22 protein-coding genes are annotated in these 21,440 nt (G+C 69.5%); 1 reads left to right on the top strand and 21 read right to left on the bottom strand.

Annotated features, from left to right (window positions below; all coding sequences use genetic code 11):
• Nucleotides 1-2: 2 nt before the first annotated feature.
• Genes VHC63_15545 through pyrR form a run of 14 tightly spaced genes read right to left on the bottom strand, consistent with a single transcriptional unit; the run spans nucleotide 3 to nucleotide 14,678 of the window.
• Nucleotides 3-1,622: a hypothetical protein gene (locus VHC63_15545; GenBank protein HVV38024.1), complete on the bottom strand. Its 1,620-nt coding sequence runs from the start codon at nucleotides 1,620-1,622 to the stop codon at nucleotides 3-5.
• Nucleotides 1,623-1,626: 4 nt separating this feature from the next.
• The gene (metK, locus tag VHC63_15540; protein ID HVV38023.1) at nucleotides 1,627-2,817 is read right to left on the bottom strand and encodes a methionine adenosyltransferase; all 1,191 of its coding nucleotides are present in this window, start codon (nucleotides 2,815-2,817) and stop codon (nucleotides 1,627-1,629) included.
• Nucleotides 2,814-4,016: a bifunctional phosphopantothenoylcysteine decarboxylase/phosphopantothenate--cysteine ligase CoaBC gene (coaBC, locus tag VHC63_15535; GenBank protein ID HVV38022.1), complete on the bottom strand. Its 1,203-nt coding sequence runs from the start codon at nucleotides 4,014-4,016 to the stop codon at nucleotides 2,814-2,816. The genes metK and coaBC overlap by 4 nt, the downstream gene beginning before the upstream one ends.
• A 28-nt stretch (nucleotides 4,017-4,044) precedes the next feature.
• Nucleotides 4,045-4,356 (bottom strand): DNA-directed RNA polymerase subunit omega, encoded by a 312-nt coding sequence (rpoZ, locus tag VHC63_15530; protein ID HVV38021.1) that lies wholly within the window; start codon nucleotides 4,354-4,356, stop codon nucleotides 4,045-4,047.
• Nucleotides 4,349-4,906, bottom strand: coding sequence for a guanylate kinase (locus VHC63_15525; protein HVV38020.1), 558 nt, complete (start codon nucleotides 4,904-4,906; stop codon nucleotides 4,349-4,351). The genes rpoZ and VHC63_15525 overlap by 8 nt, the downstream gene beginning before the upstream one ends.
• Nucleotides 4,906-5,232 (bottom strand): integration host factor, actinobacterial type, encoded by a 327-nt coding sequence (gene mihF, locus VHC63_15520; protein ID HVV38019.1) that lies wholly within the window; start codon nucleotides 5,230-5,232, stop codon nucleotides 4,906-4,908. The genes VHC63_15525 and mihF overlap by 1 nt, the downstream gene beginning before the upstream one ends.
• Nucleotides 5,233-5,265: 33 nt before the next feature.
• Nucleotides 5,266-5,883: a maleylpyruvate isomerase family mycothiol-dependent enzyme gene (locus VHC63_15515; protein HVV38018.1), complete on the bottom strand. Its 618-nt coding sequence runs from the start codon at nucleotides 5,881-5,883 to the stop codon at nucleotides 5,266-5,268.
• Nucleotides 5,861-6,544, bottom strand: coding sequence for an orotidine-5'-phosphate decarboxylase (gene pyrF, locus VHC63_15510; GenBank protein HVV38017.1), 684 nt, complete (start codon nucleotides 6,542-6,544; stop codon nucleotides 5,861-5,863). Before pyrF ends, VHC63_15515 begins: the two co-directional genes overlap by 23 nt.
• Nucleotides 6,541-7,476 carry a dihydroorotate dehydrogenase gene (locus tag VHC63_15505; GenBank protein ID HVV38016.1) on the bottom strand — a complete coding sequence of 312 codons (936 nt, stop codon included), beginning with the start codon at nucleotides 7,474-7,476 and terminating at the stop codon, nucleotides 6,541-6,543. The genes pyrF and VHC63_15505 overlap by 4 nt, the downstream gene beginning before the upstream one ends.
• 13 nt (nucleotides 7,477-7,489) lie before the next feature.
• Nucleotides 7,490-10,774, bottom strand: a complete 3,285-nt coding sequence (carB, locus tag VHC63_15500; protein HVV38015.1) for a carbamoyl-phosphate synthase large subunit — start codon at nucleotides 10,772-10,774, stop codon at nucleotides 7,490-7,492.
• Nucleotides 10,774-11,853 carry a glutamine-hydrolyzing carbamoyl-phosphate synthase small subunit gene (gene carA, locus VHC63_15495; GenBank protein HVV38014.1) on the bottom strand — a complete coding sequence of 360 codons (1,080 nt, stop codon included), beginning with the start codon at nucleotides 11,851-11,853 and terminating at the stop codon, nucleotides 10,774-10,776. Before carA ends, carB begins: the two co-directional genes overlap by 1 nt.
• Nucleotides 11,850-13,127 carry a dihydroorotase gene (locus VHC63_15490; GenBank protein ID HVV38013.1) on the bottom strand — a complete coding sequence of 426 codons (1,278 nt, stop codon included), beginning with the start codon at nucleotides 13,125-13,127 and terminating at the stop codon, nucleotides 11,850-11,852. The genes carA and VHC63_15490 overlap by 4 nt, the downstream gene beginning before the upstream one ends.
• Nucleotides 13,120-14,043 carry an aspartate carbamoyltransferase catalytic subunit gene (locus tag VHC63_15485; GenBank protein ID HVV38012.1) on the bottom strand — a complete coding sequence of 308 codons (924 nt, stop codon included), beginning with the start codon at nucleotides 14,041-14,043 and terminating at the stop codon, nucleotides 13,120-13,122. Before VHC63_15485 ends, VHC63_15490 begins: the two co-directional genes overlap by 8 nt.
• The gene (gene pyrR, locus VHC63_15480; GenBank protein ID HVV38011.1) at nucleotides 14,040-14,678 is read right to left on the bottom strand and encodes a bifunctional pyr operon transcriptional regulator/uracil phosphoribosyltransferase PyrR; all 639 of its coding nucleotides are present in this window, start codon (nucleotides 14,676-14,678) and stop codon (nucleotides 14,040-14,042) included. The genes VHC63_15485 and pyrR overlap by 4 nt, the downstream gene beginning before the upstream one ends.
• 296 nt (nucleotides 14,679-14,974) lie before the next feature.
• Here pyrR and VHC63_15475 point away from each other — a divergent pair, with 296 nt between their 5' ends.
• The gene (locus VHC63_15475; protein ID HVV38010.1) at nucleotides 14,975-16,288 is read left to right on the top strand and encodes a hypothetical protein; all 1,314 of its coding nucleotides are present in this window, start codon (nucleotides 14,975-14,977) and stop codon (nucleotides 16,286-16,288) included.
• 9 nt (nucleotides 16,289-16,297) lie between these two features.
• Here the strand turns inward: VHC63_15475 and nusB are convergent, their stop codons facing one another.
• From nusB to aroC, 7 genes are read right to left on the bottom strand one after another with little or no spacing between them, the layout of a single operon-like run.
• Nucleotides 16,298-16,675, bottom strand: a complete 378-nt coding sequence (gene nusB / locus VHC63_15470; protein ID HVV38009.1) for a transcription antitermination factor NusB — start codon at nucleotides 16,673-16,675, stop codon at nucleotides 16,298-16,300.
• Nucleotides 16,676-16,697: 22 nt separating this feature from the next.
• Complete coding sequence (gene efp, locus VHC63_15465; GenBank protein HVV38008.1) at nucleotides 16,698-17,261, bottom strand: elongation factor P; 564 nt, start codon at nucleotides 17,259-17,261, stop codon at nucleotides 16,698-16,700.
• Nucleotides 17,249-18,352, bottom strand: coding sequence for an aminopeptidase P family protein (locus tag VHC63_15460; GenBank protein HVV38007.1), 1,104 nt, complete (start codon nucleotides 18,350-18,352; stop codon nucleotides 17,249-17,251). Before VHC63_15460 ends, efp begins: the two co-directional genes overlap by 13 nt.
• The gene (locus VHC63_15455) at nucleotides 18,345-18,782 is read right to left on the bottom strand and encodes a type II 3-dehydroquinate dehydratase (GenBank protein HVV38006.1); all 438 of its coding nucleotides are present in this window, start codon (nucleotides 18,780-18,782) and stop codon (nucleotides 18,345-18,347) included. The genes VHC63_15460 and VHC63_15455 overlap by 8 nt, the downstream gene beginning before the upstream one ends.
• A 4-nt stretch (nucleotides 18,783-18,786) precedes the next feature.
• A complete protein-coding gene (locus VHC63_15450) occupies nucleotides 18,787-19,794 on the bottom strand; it encodes a 3-dehydroquinate synthase family protein (protein HVV38005.1) in 1,008 nt (335 codons plus the stop codon).
• Nucleotides 19,788-20,285 (bottom strand): shikimate kinase, encoded by a 498-nt coding sequence (locus tag VHC63_15445; protein ID HVV38004.1) that lies wholly within the window; start codon nucleotides 20,283-20,285, stop codon nucleotides 19,788-19,790. Before VHC63_15445 ends, VHC63_15450 begins: the two co-directional genes overlap by 7 nt.
• The gene (gene aroC / locus VHC63_15440; GenBank protein ID HVV38003.1) at nucleotides 20,278-21,432 is read right to left on the bottom strand and encodes a chorismate synthase; all 1,155 of its coding nucleotides are present in this window, start codon (nucleotides 21,430-21,432) and stop codon (nucleotides 20,278-20,280) included. Before aroC ends, VHC63_15445 begins: the two co-directional genes overlap by 8 nt.
• Nucleotides 21,433-21,440 lie beyond the last annotated feature (8 nt).

Here is a 21,440-nt window from a genome sequence, read left to right as displayed (position 1 = left end):
GGTCATACCCGCACCGGATCGACCGACACGCGCGCGTCGTGCACGTCGCGCAGCCCGTCGCACAACGTCGCGTGGTCGGCGGCGCGCACGAGATACGCGCCGGCGGGATCGGGCCCGATGACGGTGAGGCCGAGGCGGCCGCGCAGCCGTTCGGCGTCGGCGGCGGCATCGTCGCCCGACAGGCGCGCCAGCGCGGCGTAGGGCGGCAGGTCGAGGGCGCGGCGCAACACGTCGTCCTCGGTGATCACGCGCTGGGGGTCCGACGCCGACAACGCCTGGAGCACGGGGTGGTCGGGCTGACGGGTCTGCACGACGATGCGCCCGTCTTCGAAGCGGCCGCGCACGATGCGCGCCGCCCGCGCGACGAGGGCCAGCGCCGCCTCGTTGGCGCGGAAGTGAGGCGCCGCCAGTTCGGCGTCGAGGTCGACGAACACCACCGCCTCCGCCCGCCCGACGCGGTGCAGGAGCGCCTCGGTGCCCACGAGTACCCGCGTGACGGGCACGTCGTCGGACGCGCCCGTCACCTCCCCCACTGCCTCGCCCGCCAGCGCGGTGAGTTCCTCGGCGGCGCGGGCGGTGCCGATGCGCAGCGCCTTGAGCTTGCTGGCGCCGCAGTCCGTGCAAACCACGGGCCGCTGCGTGGTGCAGCGATCGCACACGAGAAGGCCGTCGCTGTCCTGACGCACCGCCGATGCACACCGCTCGCAAGTGGCGACGGTGCCACACGACGCGCAGCGCAACAGCCGCGCCCGGCCGGTGCGGTTGAGGATGCACAGCACGCGCCCGCCGCCGCGCACTAGGTCGACCACGCGGGTCGACCACAGGCCGGTGCGCGGGTCGTCGCCGCGGCGGTCGATCACCTCGAGGCGGGCCCACCCCCGCCGCTCGGTGGCGTGGTCGGTCGTGACCAGTTCACCCCATGCCAGCAGTTCGGGCGTCGGCGTCGGGGTGATCAGGACGCACGGCGCGTTGGCGCGCCGGGCGCGTTCGGCGGCGACAACCCAGGCGTTCCACGTCGGCGCCCGTTCCTCGGTGTACACCTCGTCGTGGGCGTCGAGCACGACGACGCTGGCGAGCCCCGGGCACGGCGCCCACGCCCCGGCCCGCGCGCCGACCACCACGTCACGACGCCCGGCGTCGCGCAACCGCCGCTGCCAGCGCTCGACCCGCGCCAGCGACGGCACCAGCAACAGCGTCGGCCCCACCGCCGCCTCCATGACATAGGGCCACGGGTCGATCGCAGGCCCCAACCGCAACACCCGGCAAATCTGTGTTCTGTCGCTCACGTTTTGGGTGCCAGAGAACACGAGTTTGGATTGGTCGGTGGCGGTGGAGAGGAAGGTGCGGCGTTTGCCGGCCCAGCGCCAAGCGGCCCAGGTGGACAGGTCGACCAGTTCGGGGTCGACGAAGCCGGGGCTCACCTTGGCGATGGGCTTCAGGGCGACGTCGCGCTCGGCGCCCGCACCCTCGGCGACGACCCAACCGCGCAGACGCCGGCCATGCAGGTCGACGCGCACGACGGAACCGACGCGTACGGACGCGTCGAGTTTGTCGGGGACCTCGTAGTCGAAGACGCGGTCGAGCGCGCTGACGTCAGGAACTACCTGAACGACGCGGCTCAGAGGGTTACAGCCCCAGCGCGGACTTCAGGTCTCCCACGCGCGGCGTCTGCTCCCACGTGAAGCCGTCGCCCTTGCGACCGAAGTGACCATAAGCCGCCGTCGCCTTGTAGACGGGCCGGCGCAGGTCGAGGTCGCGCAGGATCGCGGCCGGACGCAGGTCGAACAGGTCGCGCACGACGCGGTCGATCTTCTCGGGATCAACCGTGGCGGTGCCGAACGTCTCGACGAGCAACGACACCGGCTCCGCCTTGCCGATGGCGTAGGCCACCTGCACTTCGCAGCGCCGCGCCGCACCGGCGGCCACGACGTGCTTGGCGACCCAGCGCGCCGCGTACGCGGCCGAACGGTCGACCTTCGACGGGTCCTTGCCCGAGAAGGCGCCACCGCCGTGGCGCGCCGCGCCGCCGTAGGTGTCGACGATGATCTTGCGGCCGGTGAGACCGGTATCGGCGTGCGGGCCGCCGAGCACGAACTTGCCCGTGGGGTTGCACAGGATCGTCGGCTTGGCGCCCTTGAAGTTGGCCGGGATCAGCGGCTCGATGACGTGGTGCTCGAGGTCGGACTGGATCTGCTCGCGCTCGATGTTCTCGGCGTGCTGCGTGGAGATCAGCACCGTCAAGATCTCAACCGGCACGTTGTCCTCGTAGCGCACCGTGACCTGCGTCTTGCCGTCAGGACGGAGGTACGCCAGCGTGTTGTCCTTGCGGACCGCCGAGAGGCGCTCGGCGAGGCGGTGGGCCCACCAGATCGGCAACGGCATGAGGTCTTCGGTCTCGTCGCACGCGTAGCCGAACATCATCCCCTGGTCGCCGGCGCCCTGGGCGTTGAGGATGTCCTCACCGCTCTTGCCGGTCTGCACCTCGAAGGACTTGTCGACGCCCTGGGCGATATCGGGCGACTGCTTGTCGAGGGTGACGAGCACGCCGCAGGTGTGGCCGTCGAAGCCCTTGAGGGCGTCGTCGTAGCCGATCTCGTTGACGGTGTCGCGCACGAGGTTCGGAATGTCGACCGACGCCGTCGTGGTGATCTCACCGGCGACGACGACGAGGCCGGTGGTGAGCAGCGTCTCGCAGGCGACCCGCGACATCGGGTCCTGCGCCAGCATGGCGTCGAGCACCGCGTCGGAGACCTGGTCCGCCATCTTGTCGGGGTGACCCTCGGTGACGGACTCGGAGGTGAATACGTAGCTGCTCACTGATTGCTCCTTGGGAGGCGATAGGCGACGGCGTCGAGCAACGCCCGCGCCACTTCGTGTTTGGACGAGAGAGGTACTTCGAGAACGGGACCGTCGGCGCTCACGATCGTGACGGCGTTCGTGTCGTGATCGAATCCGACGCCGGGTGCGGACACGTCGTTGGCGACGATCAGGTCGAGGTGCTTGCGCGTCAGCTTGGCCGTGGCGTTGGCAACGACGTCTTCGGTCTCGGCGGCAAAGCCCACGAGGATCTGCCCCGGACGCTTCGCCGCTCCGAGACCGCGCAAGATGTCTTCGGTCGGTTCGAGGACGATCTCCGGCACGCCGGCGTCCTTCTTGATCTTGCCGCCGGCCGGTTCGACCGGCCGGAAGTCGGCGACGGCCGCCGCCATCACGATCACGTCGGCGGCGTCGCGCTGCGCCGTGACCGCCGCGAGCATGTCGGCGGCGCTGTTGACCGGGACGCGTTCGATACCGCGCGAGACGGGACGCTCGGTCGTCGTCACCAACGTGACCGACGCGCCGCGCGCGGCGGCCTCCTCGGCGATGGCGTGACCTTGCTTGCCTGACGATCGATTCGTGATGACGCGCACAGCGTCGATGGCCTCCCGTGTGCCTCCCGCAGTCACGAGAACGCGCACACCCTTCAGATCTTGCGGCGCCAACACGCGCGCGGCGGCTCTCACGATCTCGGCGGGCTCGGGCAGGCGGCCCGCGCCGACGTCGCCGCCGGCGAGGCGCCCGCTGTCAGGTTCGAGCACGTGCACGCCGCGCCGGCGCAGGATCGCCAAGTTGTCCTGGACCGCCGGGTGCTCCCACATCTCGGTGTGCATCGCCGGACACACGAGCACGGGCGCCCGCGTCGCCAGCAACGTGGCGATCAGCAACCCCTCGGCGTTCCCGGTGGCGTAGGCGGAGATCGCCCGCGCGGTCGCTGGGGCCACGACGATCAGATCGGCGTTCTGCCCGAGGCGGGTGTGGGGCGACGGGTCGCCGGCGTTGTCGTACAACGAGGTGATGGCGCGCTCGGACGCGACCGCGGAGAACGTGGCGGTGCCGACGAACTTCGTGGCGTTCGCTGTGAGGATCGGCGACACGTGCGCGCCGAGATCCATCAGGCGGCGGCACACCTCGACGGCCTTGTACGCCGCGATCCCGCCGCTCACCCCCAGAACGACGCGGCGCCCGGCAAGAGACATGACGTTTCGCCCAGCCGGGCCCGAAGACCTACGCCTCGGGCTCTTGGGTCTCCGCAGCGTCGTCCGCCGCGGCAGCCTCAGCGTCGACCTCAGAAGGCTCGACGTACTGGATCTTGCCCGCCGCGATCTCTTCGAGGGCGATCGACAGCGACTTGCGAGACGTCGACGCCACCTGCGGCGGCACGATCGTGCCGATGCCCTCCGAACCGAGGCCGTTGTAGTACGAGTTAATCTGACGCCCGCGCCGCGCCGCAAGGGCGACCAACGTGAACTTGGAGTCGACCTTGTCGAGCAAATCCTCGACCGGCGGATACATCATCGTGGGCGGGCGTTCAGCCATCGTGCGTCTGGTTCTCCGTTGAAAGGCGGTTTTCAAGTATACGCCGCACCTCGGCCACCGCCTGCGTCAAGTCGTCGTTCACGACCGTCGCATGGGCGATTTGTCGGCCTTCGGCAAGTTCTTCCAGCGCGGCGGTGAGGCGCCGCTGCAGCGCCTCCTCCTCGTCGCCGCGGCCCCGCAGTCGGGCTTCGAGCACTTGGAGGGACGGCGGCTCGAGCAAGAGGAGAAACGTCTCCTGACCGAAGCGCTCGAGGATTTGACGCGCCCCCTGCAGTTCGATGTTGAGCACCAAGTGACGTCGATCGTCGGGATCCGGCACGGGCGTGCCGTAGAGGTTGCCGTGGTATTCGGCCCACTCGAGAAAGCCGCCCTCCGCGACGCGGCGCTCGAAGGCCCGCCGGTCCACGAACGTGTAGGCGTCGGGCCCATCACCGGCGCGTGGGGCGCGCGTCGTCCACGAACGCGACAACACGAACCGATCGTCCTCGGCGCACAGCAGTTGGGCGACGGTGTCCTTACCGACACCGCCGGGTCCGGAGACGACGACGATCAGGGCTTGGAACCGTCGAGCAGTTCGAGCAGCTTTGCCTTTTGGTGCTCCCCGAGGCCCTGCACTCGGCGCGTGTCGCTCACGCCGGCTTCGTCGAGGACCCGACGGGCCTTGACCTTGCCCAGGCCGGGCAACGACTCGAGAACGGCGAGCACCTTGATCTTGGCCGCGACCTCGTCAGTCGAGGCCTGGGCGAGGAGTTCGCGGAACGTGAGGGAACCGAGACGCAGTTGCTGCTTCAGCTCGGCACGTGCCCGCCGTGCAATCGCGGCCTTCTCGAGCGCGGCGGCGCGTGCTTCGGGAGAGAGCTGTGGAGGGGACGGCATGCGCGGAACGCTACTGCGCGCGCTTGCTTCTCGTCACTGGGTCCCCCATTCCGGGACAGTTCCGTCCCATTCCTCCAAGGGCGCGCAATGCCACAGCCAGGTGCCGCCGAGCGACGGATGCCCAGGTAGAGCGGCACGCCCGTGCACCCAGACGAGGGCGTCCCACGGATCGGCCTCGCGGGGCCACCAGGGAAAAAGTCGGTCGAGCAGCGATCGGATAACGAAACTATCGGGCCGAAAGTCCGCACCGAGCGCGCTGGCGATGTCGTGGGTGTGCACCACGAACTCGTCGGCCATCATCGCGACGAACCCACTCGGATCCGCCATGCCGGCCGGATGCCACGCCCGCACCTCGGGCGGCGCGGCGCGCGCCACCTCCGCCACGATCAGCGCGTTGGTCCGGGCGGTCGGCAGCAACCAGTCGACCGGCAGGTCGGGGAACACGCTGAAGCCGAAGCGCGGCAACTCGGTGGCGCGCAAGGCCAGCACGGGCGCGTACGACAACGAGCCGAGATGTTCGAGCGTCTCGCGGCAACTCCACTGGAGGCCGGTGGCGGGCACCGACCAGTCGCGATCGGCGAGGGGCGCGAGGAAGTTGGTGCAGTGATCGGCGACCGCGATGAGGTCGTCAGGATCCAGCGACTTCGTCATAGACACGTTGCATGGCGGCGACCGGGTCGGGCGCCGCCGTCACCGTGCGGCCGAGGCCGAGGATCGTGGCGCCGACGCGGATGGCGTCGCCCGGGGTGGTTGGCCGGCCCTGGTCGTCGACGTCGGCGCCGGCGAGACGGATGCCTGGGACGTAGGTGATGAGGCCGGGCGCGACGCGCGCCGCAGTGGCGACCTCGGCGCCGGCGCAAATGAAGCCACCGCAGCCGCCGTCGCGGCCGATCGCCATGCGCCGCTCGACTTCGGCGGGATCCGCGGTCGCGTCGGAGGTCAGCACGGTGACGCCCAACGCCATCGGCGCCTCGACGCCGGACTTGGCCGCGCCCTCGGCGAGTCCGTCGACGGCCGCCCGCACCATCTTCTCGCCGCCGAGGGTGTGCACCGTGACGTAGCGCGCCCCGAGTCGGCCGACGGCGACGGCGCCTTTGTTGACCGTGGTCGGGATGTCGTGCAGCTTCACGTCGAGGAACACGTCGAAGCCCTGGTCGGTGAAGGTCGACACCGCCCGCGGCCCTTCGGCGTAGAACAGCTCGTAGCCGACCTTGACCGTGCGTACGAACTCGCCCACGGGCGCCAGCGCCGCCTGGGCGGTGACGAGGTCGGGGAAGTCGAGGACCAACGCAAGCCGGTCGCGGATGTTCACCTGAAAGCTCTCCCTATGAGGTCGTCGATGTGGGTGATCTTGTGGCGGGCGCACCAGGCGCGCAGCTCGTTCAGCACGCGCATCGGCGCCCGCGGATCGGCGAAGGTGGCGGTGCCGACCTCGACGGCGTTGGCGCCCGCCGCCAGCATCTCGGCGGCCGTCTCGCCCGACGTCACGCCGCCGACGCCGACGATGGCGGCCGACCCGAACGCGGCGCGCACTTCGTAGACGGCCCGCACGGCGATCGGGTGGATCGCCGCGCCCGACAGTCCTCCTCCGCCGTTGCCCAGCCGCGGCCGTCCCGTCGCCGGGTCGATCGCCAGACCCATCACGGTATTCACGAGCGTGACGGCATCCGCGCCCGCGTCGAGCACCGCGCCGGCGACGGGCACGATGTCGGTCACGTTCGGGCTGAGCTTGGCCCAGCGTGGCCGCCCGCACCCCGCCGTCGCCGCGATGGCCGCGGCGGCGCGTTCGGGGTCGTGGGCGAACATCTGCCGGCCGGCTTCGGTGTTGGGACAGCTGAGGTTCACTTCGACGGCCACGACCTCGGGCCCGCACGTCGCCAGCGCGTCGGCGGCGGCTTTGTAGTCGTCGACGCTGAAGCCCCAGATCGATGCGACGACGCGCGCGCCGCGCGCCTGAAGCGCCGGCAGCTCGTGATCGCGCCACGCGTCGACGCCGGGGTTCTGCAGCCCGACCGAATTCATCATCCCGGCCGCGACGGGATGCAGCCGCGGCGCGGGGTTGCCGGCCCACGGTTCGGCCGACAGTGACTTCACCACGATCGCCCCGAGATGCGACAGGTCGAAGTAGGCGCCCAGCTCGGCGCCGTGACCGGCGGTGCCGCTGGCCGTCATCACCGGATTGGGCAACACCACCCCCCCGACCTGCGTGGTGAGGTCGACCTCGGCGCGGCGCCGCCAGATCACGTGTCGGCCTCGGTCATACGTCGAGGCGCAGCTGGCTGTTCGTGTGGTGATCCTGCAGCGGCGCCACTTGGAGCGGACCGTCTTTCAGCGCCGCGATGCCGGCGGCCGCGGCGCGCGCCGCCGCCACCGTTGTCAGACAGGGCACGTTGCGCACGTTGGCGGTGATGCGGATGTGCGCGCCGTCGGCGCGCGCGCCGCGACCGCGCGGCGTATTGACCACCAGCGTGATGCGACCCGACTCGATGAGCTCGACGGCGTCGACGCCCCGCTGCTCGCCGACCTTCGCCACCTCCTCGGTGACGTGCACGCCGTGGTCGCGCAAGAACGCGGCAGTGCCGACGGTCGCGATGATGTCGAAGCCGAGTTCCGCGAACCTCGCGGCGGCGGCGGCGCCGTTCACCTTGTCGCGATCGGCGAGGGAGAAGAACACTGCCCCCTCGGTCGGCAGGCCGTTGCCCGCCGCCAGCTGGCTCTTGGCGAACGCCATGCCGAAGTTCATGTCGATGCCCATCACCTCGCCCGTGGCCCGCATCTCGGGACCGAGGATCGTGTCGACGTCGGGGAAACGGTTGAACGGCAGGACCGCTTCCTTGACCGACACGTGCCCCCCGTTGGCCGGCGGCTTGAGCAGACCCTCGGCGCGCAACTCGGCGAGCGTGGCGCCGACCATGATGCGCGCGGCGATCTTGGCCAGCGGCACCCCGGTGGCCTTGGCGACGAACGGCACGGTGCGGCTGGCGCGCGGGTTGGCCTCGATGACGAACACCTGACCGCTCTTCACCGCGTACTGGACGTTGATGAGGCCGCGGACGTCGAGCGCGTCGGCGATCTTGCGGGTGTAGTCCTCGATCACGTCGACCACCGACGCCGGCAGCGTCGGCGGCGGGATCACGCACGCCGAGTCGCCCGAGTGCACACCGGCTTCCTCGACGTGTTCCATCACACCGCCGATGAGCACGTCGCCCGTCGCGTCGCGCAACGCGTCGACGTCGACTTCGACGGCGTCTTCGAGGAAACGATCGACGAGCACCGGACGCTCGGCGGAGAGGCCGCCCTCCTTGCCGAGCGAGCCGAAGCCGGCGAGCTCGACCATGGCGGCGCGCAGGTCGTCGTCGTTATAGACGATTTGCATGGCGCGCCCGCCGAGCACGTAGCTCGGGCGCACCAGCGCCGGGTAGCCGATACGGTCGGTGATGGCGAGCGCATCCTCGGTCGACACCGCCGTGCCACCCGCTGGTTGCGGAATTTCGAGGCGGGCGCACAGCGCCGCCCAGCGCTCGCGGTCTTCGGCGAGGTCGATCGACTCGGGCGACGTGCCGAGGACCAGCTCGGCCGGCAGCAGCCCGGCGAGCTTGAGCGGCGTTTGGCCGCCGAGGCTCACGATCACGCCTTCGGGCCGCTCGGCGTCGAGCACGTTCAGCACGTCTTCTTCGGTGATCGGTTCGAAGTACAAGCGGTCCGACGTGTCGTAGTCGGTCGACACCGTCTCGGGATTGCAGTTGACCATGATCGTCTCGAACCCGGCGTCGCGCAGCGCGAACGATGCGTGCACGCAGCAGTAGTCGAACTCGATTCCCTGCCCGATGCGGTTCGGGCCCGACCCGAGGATGACGACCTTGCGGTTGCTGCTCGGACGCACCTCGCTCTCGTCCTCGTAGGTCGAGTAGTGGTACGGGGTATCGGCGTCGAACTCGGCACCACAGGTGTCGACAGTCTTGAAGGTGGCGACGACGCCAGCGAGTTCACGCCGCTTGCGCACTTCGGCAGCGGTGCAACCCCACAGGTACGCCATCTGGGCGTCGCCAAAGCCGAGTCGCTTGGCGCGGCGCCAATCGGCGCGGTGCATCCCGTCGAGACCCTTCTCGGCCAGCGCGGCGCGTTCCTCGACGATCGCCAGGATCTGGTCGAGGAACCACGGGTCGACCATGGTGGTCGCCGCCAGGCGCTCGACCGAGATGCCCCGGCGCAGCGCGGCTTCGAGGTGGAAGGCGCGGTCGGGGGTCGCGATGGCGGCGCGCCGCACCAACTCGTCGTCGTCCAACTCGTCGTAGATCGACTCGGCCGGGTCGCAGTTGAGACCGAGGCGGCCGTGCTCGAGCGAGCGCATCCCCTTCTGCAGCGACTCGGGGAACGTGCGCCCGATGGACATGGCTTCGCCGACGGACTGCATGCGCGTCCCGAGCACCGCCTTGGAACCGGGCAGCTTCTCGAAGGCCCAGCGCGGCACCTTGGTCACGACGTAGTCGATCGTCGGCTCGAAGCTCGCCGGCGTCTTCTTGGTGATGTCGTTGGGGATCTCGTCGAGCGTGTAGCCGACGGCCAGCCGCGCCGCGATCTTGGCGATCGGAAAGCCCGTCGCCTTGCTCGCCAGCGCGGAGCTTCGGGACACGCGCGGGTTCATCTCGATGACGACGCGGTCGCCGTTGCGCGGGTTGACGGCGAACTGGATGTTGGATCCACCCGTCTCGACGCCGATGCGCCGAATGCACTTGAACGCCGCGTCGCGCATCTCCTGGTACTCGACGTCGCTCAGCGTCTGCGCGGGCGCGACCGTTATCGAGTCGCCGGTGTGCACGCCCATGGGGTCGAGGTTCTCGATCGAGCACACGACCACGCAGTTGTCGGCGCGGTCGCGCATCACTTCGAGCTCGTACTCCTTCCAGCCTGCGATCGACCGCTCGATCAGGATCTCGCGGATGGGCGACGCGTCGAGGCCTTCGGTCGCGAGGCGGCGCAGCTCTTCTTCGTCGGCCGCGATGCCGGTGCCCTTGCCGCCGAGGATGAACGACGGGCGGATGATGATCGGGAACCCGATCTCTCGACCGACGGTCATCGCCTCGTCGATGTCGTAGGCGAAGCCCGACGCCGGAACGGCGAGATCGATTTCGGTCATCGCCGCCTTGAACAGTTCTCGGTTCTCGGCGGTGCGGATGGCGTCGACCGACGCGCCGATGAGGCCGTGGGGCACCGACTTGAGCGCCCCGGACTCGTTGAGCCCCATGGCCAGGTTGAGCGCCGTCTGGCCGCCCAGCGTCGGCAGGACGGCGTCCGGTTGTTCCTTCTCGATGATCGCCTGCAACACCCGCGGATCGAGGGGTTCCACGTACGTGCGGTGGGCAAAGTCGGGGTCGGTCATGATCGTCGCCGGGTTCGAGTTGGCGAGGATGACCTTGTAGCCCTCGGCCTTCAGCACACGGCAGGCCTGCGTGCCCGAGTAGTCGAACTCGCACGCTTGGCCGATCACGATCGGGCCCGACCCGATGACGAGAATCGATTCGATGTCGTCGCGGCGGGGCATTACTTCGCACCTTCCATGAGCTTCGTGAACTCGTCGAACAGATACGACGCGTCGTGGGGCCCCGGGCCGGCCTCGGGGTGGTACTGCACCGAGAAGGCGCGCTCGGCGGGAACGGCGAGGCCTTCGATCACACCGTCGTTGAGGTTGACGTGGGTGATCTCGGCGCTCGCGATCGAGCCTTCCGTCACGGCGTAGTTGTGGTTCTGGCTCGTGATCTCCACGGCGTTGTCGGCGAGCCGCTTGACCGGATGGTTGCCACCATGGTGCCCGAAGGCCAGCTTGTGCGTCTCGCCGCCGAGGGCGCGCGCCAGGAGTTGGTGACCGAGACAGATACCGAAGATCGGCACGTTGCCGATCAGCTTCTGGATGGTGGGCACGGCGTAGGTGACTGCCGCCGGATCGCCCGGACCGTTGCTGAGGAACACGCCGTCGGGCTGGCGGTCGAGCACGGCTTCCGCCGGCGTGTCGGCGGGCACCACCATCACGGTGGCGCCGTGCGTCAGGTGGCGCAGGATCGTGCGCTTGATGCCGAAGTCGTAGGCGACGATGTGCTTGGGCCCTTCGCCGAGAAGGTACGGCTGTGTCGTGGTGACGAGCGCCGCGAGGTCCTGGTTGTCGGTGCCGTGCGCCGTCTTGGCGGCGGCGAGCAGCGTCGCCTCGTCCGTGGTGCCAAAGGCGCCGGGGATCGCGCCGGCGTCGCGCAGGTGCCGCGTCAACCGTCGGGTGTCGATCCCGGCGATGCCGGAGAGACCGGCCTGCGTGAGGAACGCGTCGAGGCCGTGGTCGGCGCGCCAGCTCGAGGGCCGGCGGGCGAGGTCACGCACGATGACGCCGCGGCACGCCGGCGCGGGCGCCTCGTTGTCCGACATCGACACGCCGTAGTTGCCGATGTGGGTGTAGGTGAACGTGATGATCTGACCGGCGTAGGACGGATCGGTGATGATCTCCTGGTAGCCCGACATCGCAGTGTTGAACACCACCTCGCCGGTGGTCACGCCGTTCGCCGGCTGCGCACCGATGGCTTCGCCTTCGAACACCGTCCCGTCGTTGAGGACCAGCGCTGCTTCCTGGATGCTCATCGTTGCGACGCCCCGTCGAGAACGGTGGGGATTCCGCGGCAGATCGTGTGACGCACTTTGCCTTTCAGCTTCCTTCCTTCGTACGGAGTGTTCCGGCTCTTGCTGGCGAGGGCGCGACTTTCGACCACCCATTCGAACTCCGGGTCGATGACGCAGATGTTGGCGCTGCGACCCTGCGCGATGGGGCCCCCGTGCTCGGCGAGCAGTCGCGCGATCTTGGCCGGCCGCCAGCTCATGTACGCCAGCACCTGCTCGAGCGGCAAGTCGAGTTCGTCGAGCGCGAGCGCCAGTGCGGTTTCGAGACCGAGCATGCCGGGCGGCGCCTGATCGAAGGGCAACTCCTTCAACTCCGGCGCGTGCGGGGCGTGATCGGTCGCGATTGCGTCGACGGTCCCGTCGCGCAGCGCTTGCTTCACCGCTTCGACGTCGGCCTCGGTGCGCAGCGGCGGGTTGACCTTGAACGTGGCGTCGTAGTCACAGCAGCAGGCGTCGGTGAGCGTGAAGTGATGCGGTGCGACTTCGGCGGTGATCGGCAGGCCGGCGGCCTTGGCCTGCGCGATGGCGCGCAACGACTCGGCCGTCGACATGTGCAGGAAGTGCATCGGCGCGCCGGTGAGGCGCACAAGTTCGATGTCGCGCAGCACCATTGCCGTCTCTGCGCTGCTCGGCTGGCCGGGAATGCCGAGGCGGCTCGACCACGCACCCTCGTGCATCGACCCGCCGGCGGCGAGGGCATTGTCCTCGCAGTGCTGCGCCAGGGTCACGCCCAGGCCTTTGGCGTACTCGAGGGCGCGGCGCATGAGCGCGGCGTCCTGCACGCCCGACCCGTCGTCGGTGAACAGCGTGACGCCGGCGCGAGCCATCTCGGCCATCGGCGACAGGTGCTCGCCGTTGCGCCCGACGGTGATGGCACCGGCCGGATAGACCTCGCAGCTCTTGCCGACAGCGGTCGCCTTGATGTCGCGCACCAACTCGGCGTTGTCGATCGCCGGCTCGGTGTTGGGCATGGCGACCACCGCGGTGTAGCCGCCGAGGGCGGCGGCACGCGTGCCCGTCTCGATGTCTTCGGCCTCTTCGCGACCGGGCTCGCGCAGGTGCGTGTGCAGGTCGACAAACCCGGGGGCGACGATGCACCCCGACGCGTCGATCACCGTCTTGGCGTCGAGGTTCGCGCCGACGGCGACAATGGTGCCGCCGGCGACGACGACGTCCGCGCGGCGCGCGCCCGTCTCGTCGATCACGGTGCCGCCCTTGATCACCGTTTCCTTAGGCACTGAGGTCTCCGTCCACGTTGAGCAGCAGGTACAGGACGGCCATGCGCACGGAGACTCCATTTGCCACTTGTTCGGTGATGACTGCGTTCGGCGCGTCGGCGACGTCAGCCGCGATCTCCACACCGCGATTCATCGGACCGGGGTGCAAGATCAACGCCCCCGGCTTGAGCCGGGCGGCGCGCTTGGCGTCGAGCCCGTAGGACTGCGAGTACTCGCGCAGCGACGGCAGTAGCGCTTGGTCCATGCGCTCCTGCTGGATGCGCAGCAGGTACACGACGTCGGCCTCGTCGAGCGCGCCGTCGAGATTCGTCGTCACGTCGACGGGCCAGTCGTCGAGCGAGGGCGGCAACAGGGTGTGGGGCGCCACCAGCTTCACTTTGGCGCCCAGCGCGCTGAAGGCCGCGACGTTGGAGCGGGCGACGCGGCTGTGCTTGACGTCGCCCACGATGAGGATGCGCTTGCCGTGCAGGTCGCTGAGGTGCTGGCGCAGCGTGTAGCAGTCGAGCAGCGCCTGCGTCGGGTGCTCGTGCTGGCCGTCGCCGGCGTTGAGCACCGCCGAGTCCGTCCAGCGGGCGATCTGCGCCGGCACGCCCGCCGACTTGTGGCGCACGACGAAGGCGTCGGCGCCGATGGCGTCGAGCGTCTCGACGGTGTCACGCAACGACTCACCCTTCTTGAGCGACGAGCTGGCAGCGGCGAAGGTCATCACGTCGGCGCCGAGGCGGCGCGCCGCCGTCTCGAAAGAGAGGCGCGTGCGCGTCGAGTCTTCGAAGAAACACGACACGACCGTCTTGCCCCGCAGCGCCTGCACCTTCGGGATCGGGCGGCGGTTGATCTCGGCGAACGTGTCGGCCGTCTTGAGGACTTCCTCGATCCCGTCGGGCCCGAGGTCGCCGATCGTCAAGAGATGTTTCACTGGGGCGCCGCCTTCGGCGGCACCGGTGAAACAGGCGCTGTCTCTTTCGTTCGCTCGCTTCGCTCGCTCATACGCGTCTGCATCTCCCCCAGGTACACGCCGTCGTCGCGCACGTCGACCAACTCGTCGCGGCGGGTCGGCAGGTTCTTGCCTACGAAGTCGGGACGGATCGGCACCTCGCGGTGACCGCGGTCGACCATCACCGCCAACTGCACGCAGCTGGCCCGCCCGAAGTCGGCCAGCGCGTTGAGGGCGGCGCGCACGGTGCGGCCGGTGAACAGCACGTCGTCGACGAGCACCACGGTCTTACCCGTGACGTCGAAGGGAATGTCGGTCGGGGCTTCGAGCAGGAGCGGGCGCAGCCCGAAGTCGTCGCGATAGGGCACGACGTCGAGCGTCCCGGTTGGCACGTCGACGCCTTCGATGCGGGTCAGCTCCGCCGCGATCCGGCCCGCCAGTGGCGCCCCACCCGTCTGGAGGGCGACCAGCACGACGTCGCCCAGGCCGTGGTTGCGCTCCACGATCTCGTGGGCGATGCGGGTGACGGCGCGGCGCAGGTCGTCGGCCGACATCACCTGGGTGCGTGCAACAAAAACGGCGGCGCCAGGCGCCACCGTTCGCTCGCGTTCAGCCACTCAACTCTCCTTCGCCGTTCGAGCCTCACAGGACCCGATTTACGACTCTGCTGATCTTAGGAGAAAAGCGCGGCGCGACTGCAACGACCGTCGTACGTTGGGTGCATGGCGAAGGTACCGGCACCCAAGAACACCAAGAAGGTGGGCAAGTCCCTCAAGGAAAAGCGCGCCGCCAAGGCCGCCAAGAAGAGCTCCTGAGTCGAAGCGGGGTGTGACCTCGGTCACTCCCGATCGGCGGCGCGGTTCGGCATACTGCGGTCGCAGGCGCAGGCCGCAGTCATGGGGGTGGACGGACAGTGAAGAAGCGATCGACGCTGGTCGGTGTCATGGGCGCGGTGATCGCGCTGGTGCTGCCGCTGTTGTCCCACACAGCGGCTTCGGCGGACCTGCTCGTCATCTCCGACGTTTCGGCCGCGGTGACGGCGCCCGCGTCCGCCACCGGGGCGTTCAGCGCGGTCGGCACGATCAAGAATTCGGGCAACATCAACCAGCCTGCCGGATCCCGCGTCACGTTCACTCCGGAGCGCGGCGCGGTCACCGGGGCGCCGGCCGGTTGCAGCGTCGCCGGGGGCGCCGCCCGCTGCACCGTCGGAGCGCTCTCCGCCGGCCGGTCCGCCAGCTTCGTGTTCACGGTCACACCGCAGGCCGGCGTTGCCTCGGTGAGTTCCCGCGTCGACGTCGCCGCCGCCATCTTCGAGCAAAACGTGCTCGACCCGACCGACAACACCGCCAGCGCGGTGACCACCATCCCCTACGCGGTCGACGCCTCGATCACCAACCGGCCCTCGGACGTGCGCTACGGCGAGGACACGCTGCTGTCTTCGACGGTCACCAACACGGGAGCGCCCCAGACCGTGAACGTGTCACTCGCGACCGGAAGCACCGTCGACACGCGCGTCGCCCTCCCCGCGGGTTGTTCGGGCGCCGGCGGAACCCTCGCGTGCTCGTTCAGCCTCGGGGCGGGTGCGTCGAAGACCTTCGCCACCGCCGTAACCGCGCCGACGAGCGGCACGTCCTTCACGTCCACGCTCACCGCGACGGGCGCGTCCGGTGGGACGACGTCGGCGAGCGTCGTCACCACAACCTCGGCGCACTCGCAAGCATTTGTGCCCGCCGGTGACGACCTCGCCTACGCCGGTTCGAACCAGAACACGGACTTCAACGTACCGGCCGGCTCGGCACCCGGGGCCTTCGTACAACTCGACGAGAAGACGCTGAACAACGTTCGGTGCGGTTCCTCGCACTACTGCGTCACGCAAGCCGCCGAGGCATTGTTCGACAACAGCGGGACGTACTCAGGCAGTGACCCGAACCATCCGTTCGCTTGGAAGATCACCTACAACGTCAAGCAGTCGTGCAACGCGAACTACGACCATGACGCCGACGACTGCCAGAACACCATCTACTGGATCCCGTCAGGGCAGACAGCGGCACAGCCGATGGCGACGTGTTCCACGTACGGCGGAACGCAGGCGAAGCTCGTCAACGTGGACACCCCGTGCCTGCAGAACCTCACGAAGGCGGCGAACGGCTACGTGACCTACACGGTCGCGCTGTTGCGCGACATCGTCATCCCGATCATCGGCGGCATCACCAGCGGCGTGAGGTAGTAGGGCGACTTACGACGGGCGCAATTCGCGGGCGGCGGCGGCGAGGACGCCGTTGACGAAGCGGCCCGACTCTTCGGTCGAGTAGCGCTTGGCCAACTCGACGGCTTCGTCGAGGACGACCGCCGTCGGCACGTCGGGCCGCTGCGTCAGTTCGTACACGCCGAGCCGCAGGACGGCGCGATCCACCGCCGGCATGCGGTCGACGGGCCAGTCGGGAGCGAGCCGCTTGATCACGGCGTCGATCTCGGGGCGGTGCTCGCTCACACCGGTGACGATGTCGACGGCGTAAGGGTCCGGCGCGACGGGCAGCGCGGCCAGCACGTCGTCGACCGGCGCCGACTTCGCGTCGGCTTCGTACAGCAGTTCCAGCGCGCGTTCGCGCGCCATCGTGCGCTCGACGGACACTCCGCTACGCGCGGGTGATGTAGTCGCCGCTGCGGGTGTCGACCTTGATCTTGTCGCCCTGGTTGACGAACAGCGGCACCTGGAGGACGTGGCCCGTCTCGAGCGTGGCCGGCTTGCGGGCGCCCGAGACCCGGTCGCCCTGGACCCCCGGTTCGGTTTCGGTGACGATCAGCTCGACCGACGCCGGCAGGTCGACGCCGACGACTTCGTCGCCGTAGCGCTGAATGATGGCGTTGTCGGATTCCTTCAGGAAGTTGACGGCGTCGCCCAGCACGGCCGGCGCGAGGTGCGACTGGTCGTAGGTCGTGTTGTCCATGAAGACGTAGTCGTCGCCATCGCGATACAGGTACTGCATCTCGCGCTTTTCGATGATCGCCTGCTCGAGCTTCTCGTCCGCGCGGTAGGTGCGGTCGACGACGGCGCCGTTGCGCACGTTCTTGAGCTTGGTGCGCACGAAGGCACCGCCCTTGCCCGGCTTGACGTGCTGGAACTCGACGACCTTGAACAGGCCCTCGGGCAAGTTGAGGGTCATGCCGTTGTTGAGGTCGTTGGTGCTTACCGTTGCCATGCGACTGCGAGTTCCTTTGTTGTATTCGTGAGCGGGTAACAGCCGTCTTCGGTGACGACGACGGTGTCCTCGATCCGGACCCCGCCGAGGCCTTCAAGGTAGACGCCCGGCTCCACAGTTACGACTTGGTTAGGCGCGAGCGTGTCGGTCGACACCGCGGAAACCCAGGGCGCCTCGTGGATATCGAGGCCGACGCCGTGGCCCGTGGAGTGCATGAAGGCGTCGCCCCAGCCTGCCGCGTCGATGACGTCGCGGCACACCTTGTCCACGTCTGCGGCTTTCACCCCCGCCCGCACGGCGGCGACGCCGGCGCGCTGGCTCTCGGCCACGACGTCGACCATCTTCTGGAGCTCGGGCGACGGGTCGCCGGCGCACACGGTGCGCGTCATGTCGGAGCAGTAACCGTCGAAGATGGCGCCGAAGTCGAGCACCACCAGCTCGCACGGTTCGATCACGCGCTCCGAGGGGCGGGCGTGCGGCTTGGCGCCGTTGGGACCGGCGGCCACGATGGTCTCGAACGAATTGCCCGACGCGCCGAGCTTGCGGATCTCGAAGTCCAAGGCGATGGCGAAGTCGCGCTCGCTGATCCCGTCGGCCAAAAGCGGGCGCACGTTGGCCAGCGCGTCGTCGGCGATGCGCGCCGCTTCCTGCATGCGCCACAACTCGCCCGCATCCTTCACACGCCGGAGGTTCTCGATGACGCCCTCGGTGGCAACGAGTTCGGCCCCGCCGAACCACTCCGCGGCGAACGCCCGCTGCCGCGCCCAGGTGACGTCGGTGGCCTCGAGGCCGATGCGACTCACACCGCTGGCCGCGGCGCTCACCGCCGCCTTCTGCCCGGCCAGATTGCCGATCTCGATGCGGGCCTCGACACCCGCGGCGCGCAGCTGTTCGGCCGACTGGAACGCGTAGCGCCCGTCGGTGGCGAGCACGAGTTCGTCGGCCGTGACCAGCAGCAGCGCCGCCGAGCCGGTGAAGCCCGTCAGGTAGCGCACGTTCGTCAGGTTGGTGACGAGCAGGGCGTCGCACCCCGCAGCATCGAGCGCGGCGCGCAGCTTTGGTAGCCGCGCGGCGATGTCCATCTCAACCATTGAGCAACCTCATCAGTGCTTCGGTAGCGAATTCGTAGCCGTCCGGGCCCAGCCCGGTGATCGTTCCTTTCGACACCGGCGTCAGGACCGACGTGTGGCGCCACCCCTCCCGCCTCCCCGTGTTCGACAGGTGCACTTCGATCACGACGCCGTCGTAGGCCGCCAGCGCGTCGTGCAGCGACCAGCCGTAGTGACTTAGTGCGCCGCCATTCACGATGATGCCGGCGAGGCGTCCCCGCGCCCGGTGGACGAAGTCGACGAGTTCACCCTCGTGGTTCGACTGCAGGAACTCCACGGTGGCCCCGTGACCGGCGGCGACCTTCTCGACGCGCGCCACCAGATCGGCCTCGGTGGTGGTGCCGTAGATGTCGACCTCGCGTTGGCCGAGCAGGTTCAGGTTGGGGCCGTGCAGCAGCGCAATGACGGACACGGGATCAGTCTCGCATCGCTGCGAGCGCATCGTCGAAGGAGATGCCTTCGACCAGCTCGACGCCGTTGGGCCCGTCGAGCACGAACGTCAGCCCGTCGCCCGTCGCCTTCTTGTCGCGCCGCATGACGGCCACCAGTTCTTCGGGGTCGCAGTTCGGCGGGATCGCCGTCGGTAGGTCATTGCCGGCGACGACGGCGACGTGCTGCGCCACGCGATCGTCGTCGATGCGCCCGAGGCGGCGAGCGAGGCGGGCCGCGTACACGAGCCCGATCGCCACCGCCTCGCCGTGACGCAGGTCGTACTTGCCGACGGTCTCGAGCGCGTGACCCAACGTGTGGCCGTAGTTGAGCGTGGCGCGCACACCGGTCGTCTCGCGCTCGTCGGCGCTCACCGCGGCCGCCTTGATCGCCACCGCGGCCGCGATGCGCTCGTCGAGGGGCAGTGACGCCAGCTCCTGGCCGGTGAGGAAGTGGTACTTGCACAACTCGCCGAGGCCCGAGCGCATCTCGCGCGCGGGCAGGGTCGCGAGCGCGTCGAGGTCGCACAGCACGGCGCGGGGCTGCCAGAACGCACCGACGAGGTTCTTGCCCGCCTTGAGGTTGACGCCCGTCTTGCCGCCGACGGCGGCGTCGATCATGCCGAGCAGCGTCGTGGGCACGTGCACGACGTCGATGCCGCGCATGTACACCGCCGCCGCGAACCCCGCGACGTCGGTCACGACTCCCCCGCCGACGCCGACGACGGCGTCGGCGCGGGTCAGTCCTTCGGTGGCGAACGCCTCACACAGGGCGTCGACCGACGCCAGGTTCTTCGCGGCCTCGCCGTCGCCCAGCACGTGACGCGACTCGGTGCGCGTCGAGGTGACGTCGTCGGCCAGGCCGATGCCCGCCTGCGTGACGAGGGCGACGCGGCGCGTGCGGTCGCGCAACGCGCCGTCGAGTTCGTGGCGCGCACCGGCGCCGACGATCACCGGGTAGCTGCGCTCGCCCAGATCGACCGTCACCGTCAGCACGCGCTGAGGGCCTTCATGACTTCGCCGGCGTTCTCGAACGCGTCGCGGCCGTCGACGTCGACGATCACCGTCGCCAGTTGTTCGTAGATCGGGGTGCGCTCGGCCAGCAACACCGGCAGGGTGGCGACCGGGTCGCCTTTGAGCAGCGGGCGGTCGTCGCCGCGGCCGATGCGCTCGAGCAGCGTTTCGGGGGTCGCGCGCAGCCACACCACCGGCCCCAGCGCGCGCAGGTTGTCGCGGTTCGCCGGATCCAGCACGGCGCCGCCACCCACCGACACCACGCAGTCCTGCGGACTGAGCGCGCCGATCACGTCGCGCTCGCGCGTCCGGAACGCGTCGATCCCCTCGCGCTCGATGAACGCCGGCACGTCGTCGGCGACGAGCGCGTCGACGTCTACCCAGCGCCACTGCAGCAACTGCGCCATCGCCTGGCCGACGCGGCTCTTGCCCGAGCCGGGCATGCCGATCAAGACGATCGCCTGCTTAGGCAAGGCCGGCGACGAAGGCGTCGTGGTTGGCGACGAACTCGCCGACCGAGTCGCCGCCGAATTTGCGCTGCGCCTCGCCGGCGAGGACGAGCGCCACCATCGTCTCGGCGACCACACCCATCGCCGGCACCGCCGTGACGTCGGTGCGCTCCTTGAAGCTCACCGTTTCTTCCTTCGTCACCACGTCGACGGTGCGCAGCGTCGGGCGGTTGAGGGTGGCGAGCGGCTTCATCGCGGCGCGGGCGACGAGCAGCGCGCCCGTCGACATGCCGCCCTCGACGCCGCCGGCGAGGTCGGAGTCGCGGCGGTACCCGGAGTCGGTCTCCCACATGATCGCGTCGTGCGCCTCCGAGCCGCGCCGGTGCGCCACCTCGAAACCCTCGCCGATCTCGACGCCCTTCACGGCTTGGATGCTCATCAACGCGCCAGCGAGGAGCGAGTCGAGTTTGCGGTCCCAGTGCACGTGGCTGCCGAGGCCGACGGGCACGCCGTAGCCCAGCACTTCGACGACGCCGCCGAGCGAGTCGCCGTCCTTCGCAGCCGCCTTGATCTGCTCGACCATCGCCGCCTCGGACTCTCCGTCGAAGCAGCGCACCTGCGACTCGTCGACCGCCGCGAGGTCTTCGGGACGCGGCCGGGCCGCGGCCGACTTCACCGACGCCGTGCCCATCGAGATCACGTGGCTGATCACTTCGGTCCCGATGGCGCGCAGCAGCAACTTCGCACACGTGCCGGCGGCGACGCGGGCTGCGGTTTCGCGCGCGCTGGCGCGCTCGAGCACGTCGCGGGCGTCGGAGAAGCCGTACTTCTGCATGCCGGCGAGATCGGCGTGGCCGGGACGGGGCTGGGTCAGCGGCTTTTCCGTCTTGCCCGGCGCCGGGTCCATCTCGTCGACCCACTTCGGCCACTCGGTGTTGCCGATCTCGATGGCGACGGGCGAGCCGAGCGTGCGGCCGTGGCGGACGCCGCCGAGCAGCGTCACCTCGTCCTGCTCGAAGCGCATGCGCGGCCCGCGGCCGTATCCGAGGCGGCGCCGCGCCAGTTCGGCCTGCACGTCCTCGACCGTGATCGCGAGCCCGGCGGGCAAGCCCTCGACGATCACGACGAGGCCTTTGCCGTGCGATTCGCCGGCGGTCAGATAACGCAGCACAGGAGAAG

The organism is Acidimicrobiales bacterium, assembly GCA_035546775.1.
Classification (GTDB): Bacteria; Actinomycetota; Acidimicrobiia; order Acidimicrobiales; family JACCXE01; genus JACCXE01.
Note: the sequence above shows the minus strand (reverse complement) of the source record. Positions and strands in the feature narration are given on the sequence as shown.

Bases quoted from the DNA above. Each gene is read 5' to 3' on its own strand.
- VHC63_15460 (HVV38007.1), bottom strand. From the start codon at position 18,352: ATGGTTGAGATGGACATCGCCGCGCGGCTACCAAAGCTGCGCGCCGCG.
- rpoZ (HVV38021.1), bottom strand. From the start codon at position 4,356: ATGGCTGAACGCCCGCCCACGATGATGTATCCGCCGGTCGAGGATTTG.
- mihF (HVV38019.1), bottom strand. From the start codon at position 5,232: ATGCCGTCCCCTCCACAGCTCTCTCCCGAAGCACGCGCCGCCGCGCTC.
- carA (HVV38014.1), bottom strand. From the start codon at position 11,853: ATGAGCATCCAGGAAGCAGCGCTGGTCCTCAACGACGGGACGGTGTTC.
- VHC63_15515 (HVV38018.1), bottom strand. From the start codon at position 5,883: ATGACGAAGTCGCTGGATCCTGACGACCTCATCGCGGTCGCCGATCAC.
- coaBC (HVV38022.1), bottom strand. From the start codon at position 4,016: ATGTCTCTTGCCGGGCGCCGCGTCGTTCTGGGGGTGAGCGGCGGGATC.
- nusB (HVV38009.1), bottom strand. From the start codon at position 16,675: ATGGCGCGCGAACGCGCGCTGGAACTGCTGTACGAAGCCGACGCGAAG.
- efp (HVV38008.1), bottom strand. From the start codon at position 17,261: ATGGCAACGGTAAGCACCAACGACCTCAACAACGGCATGACCCTCAAC.
- carB (HVV38015.1), bottom strand. From the start codon at position 10,774: ATGCCCCGCCGCGACGACATCGAATCGATTCTCGTCATCGGGTCGGGC.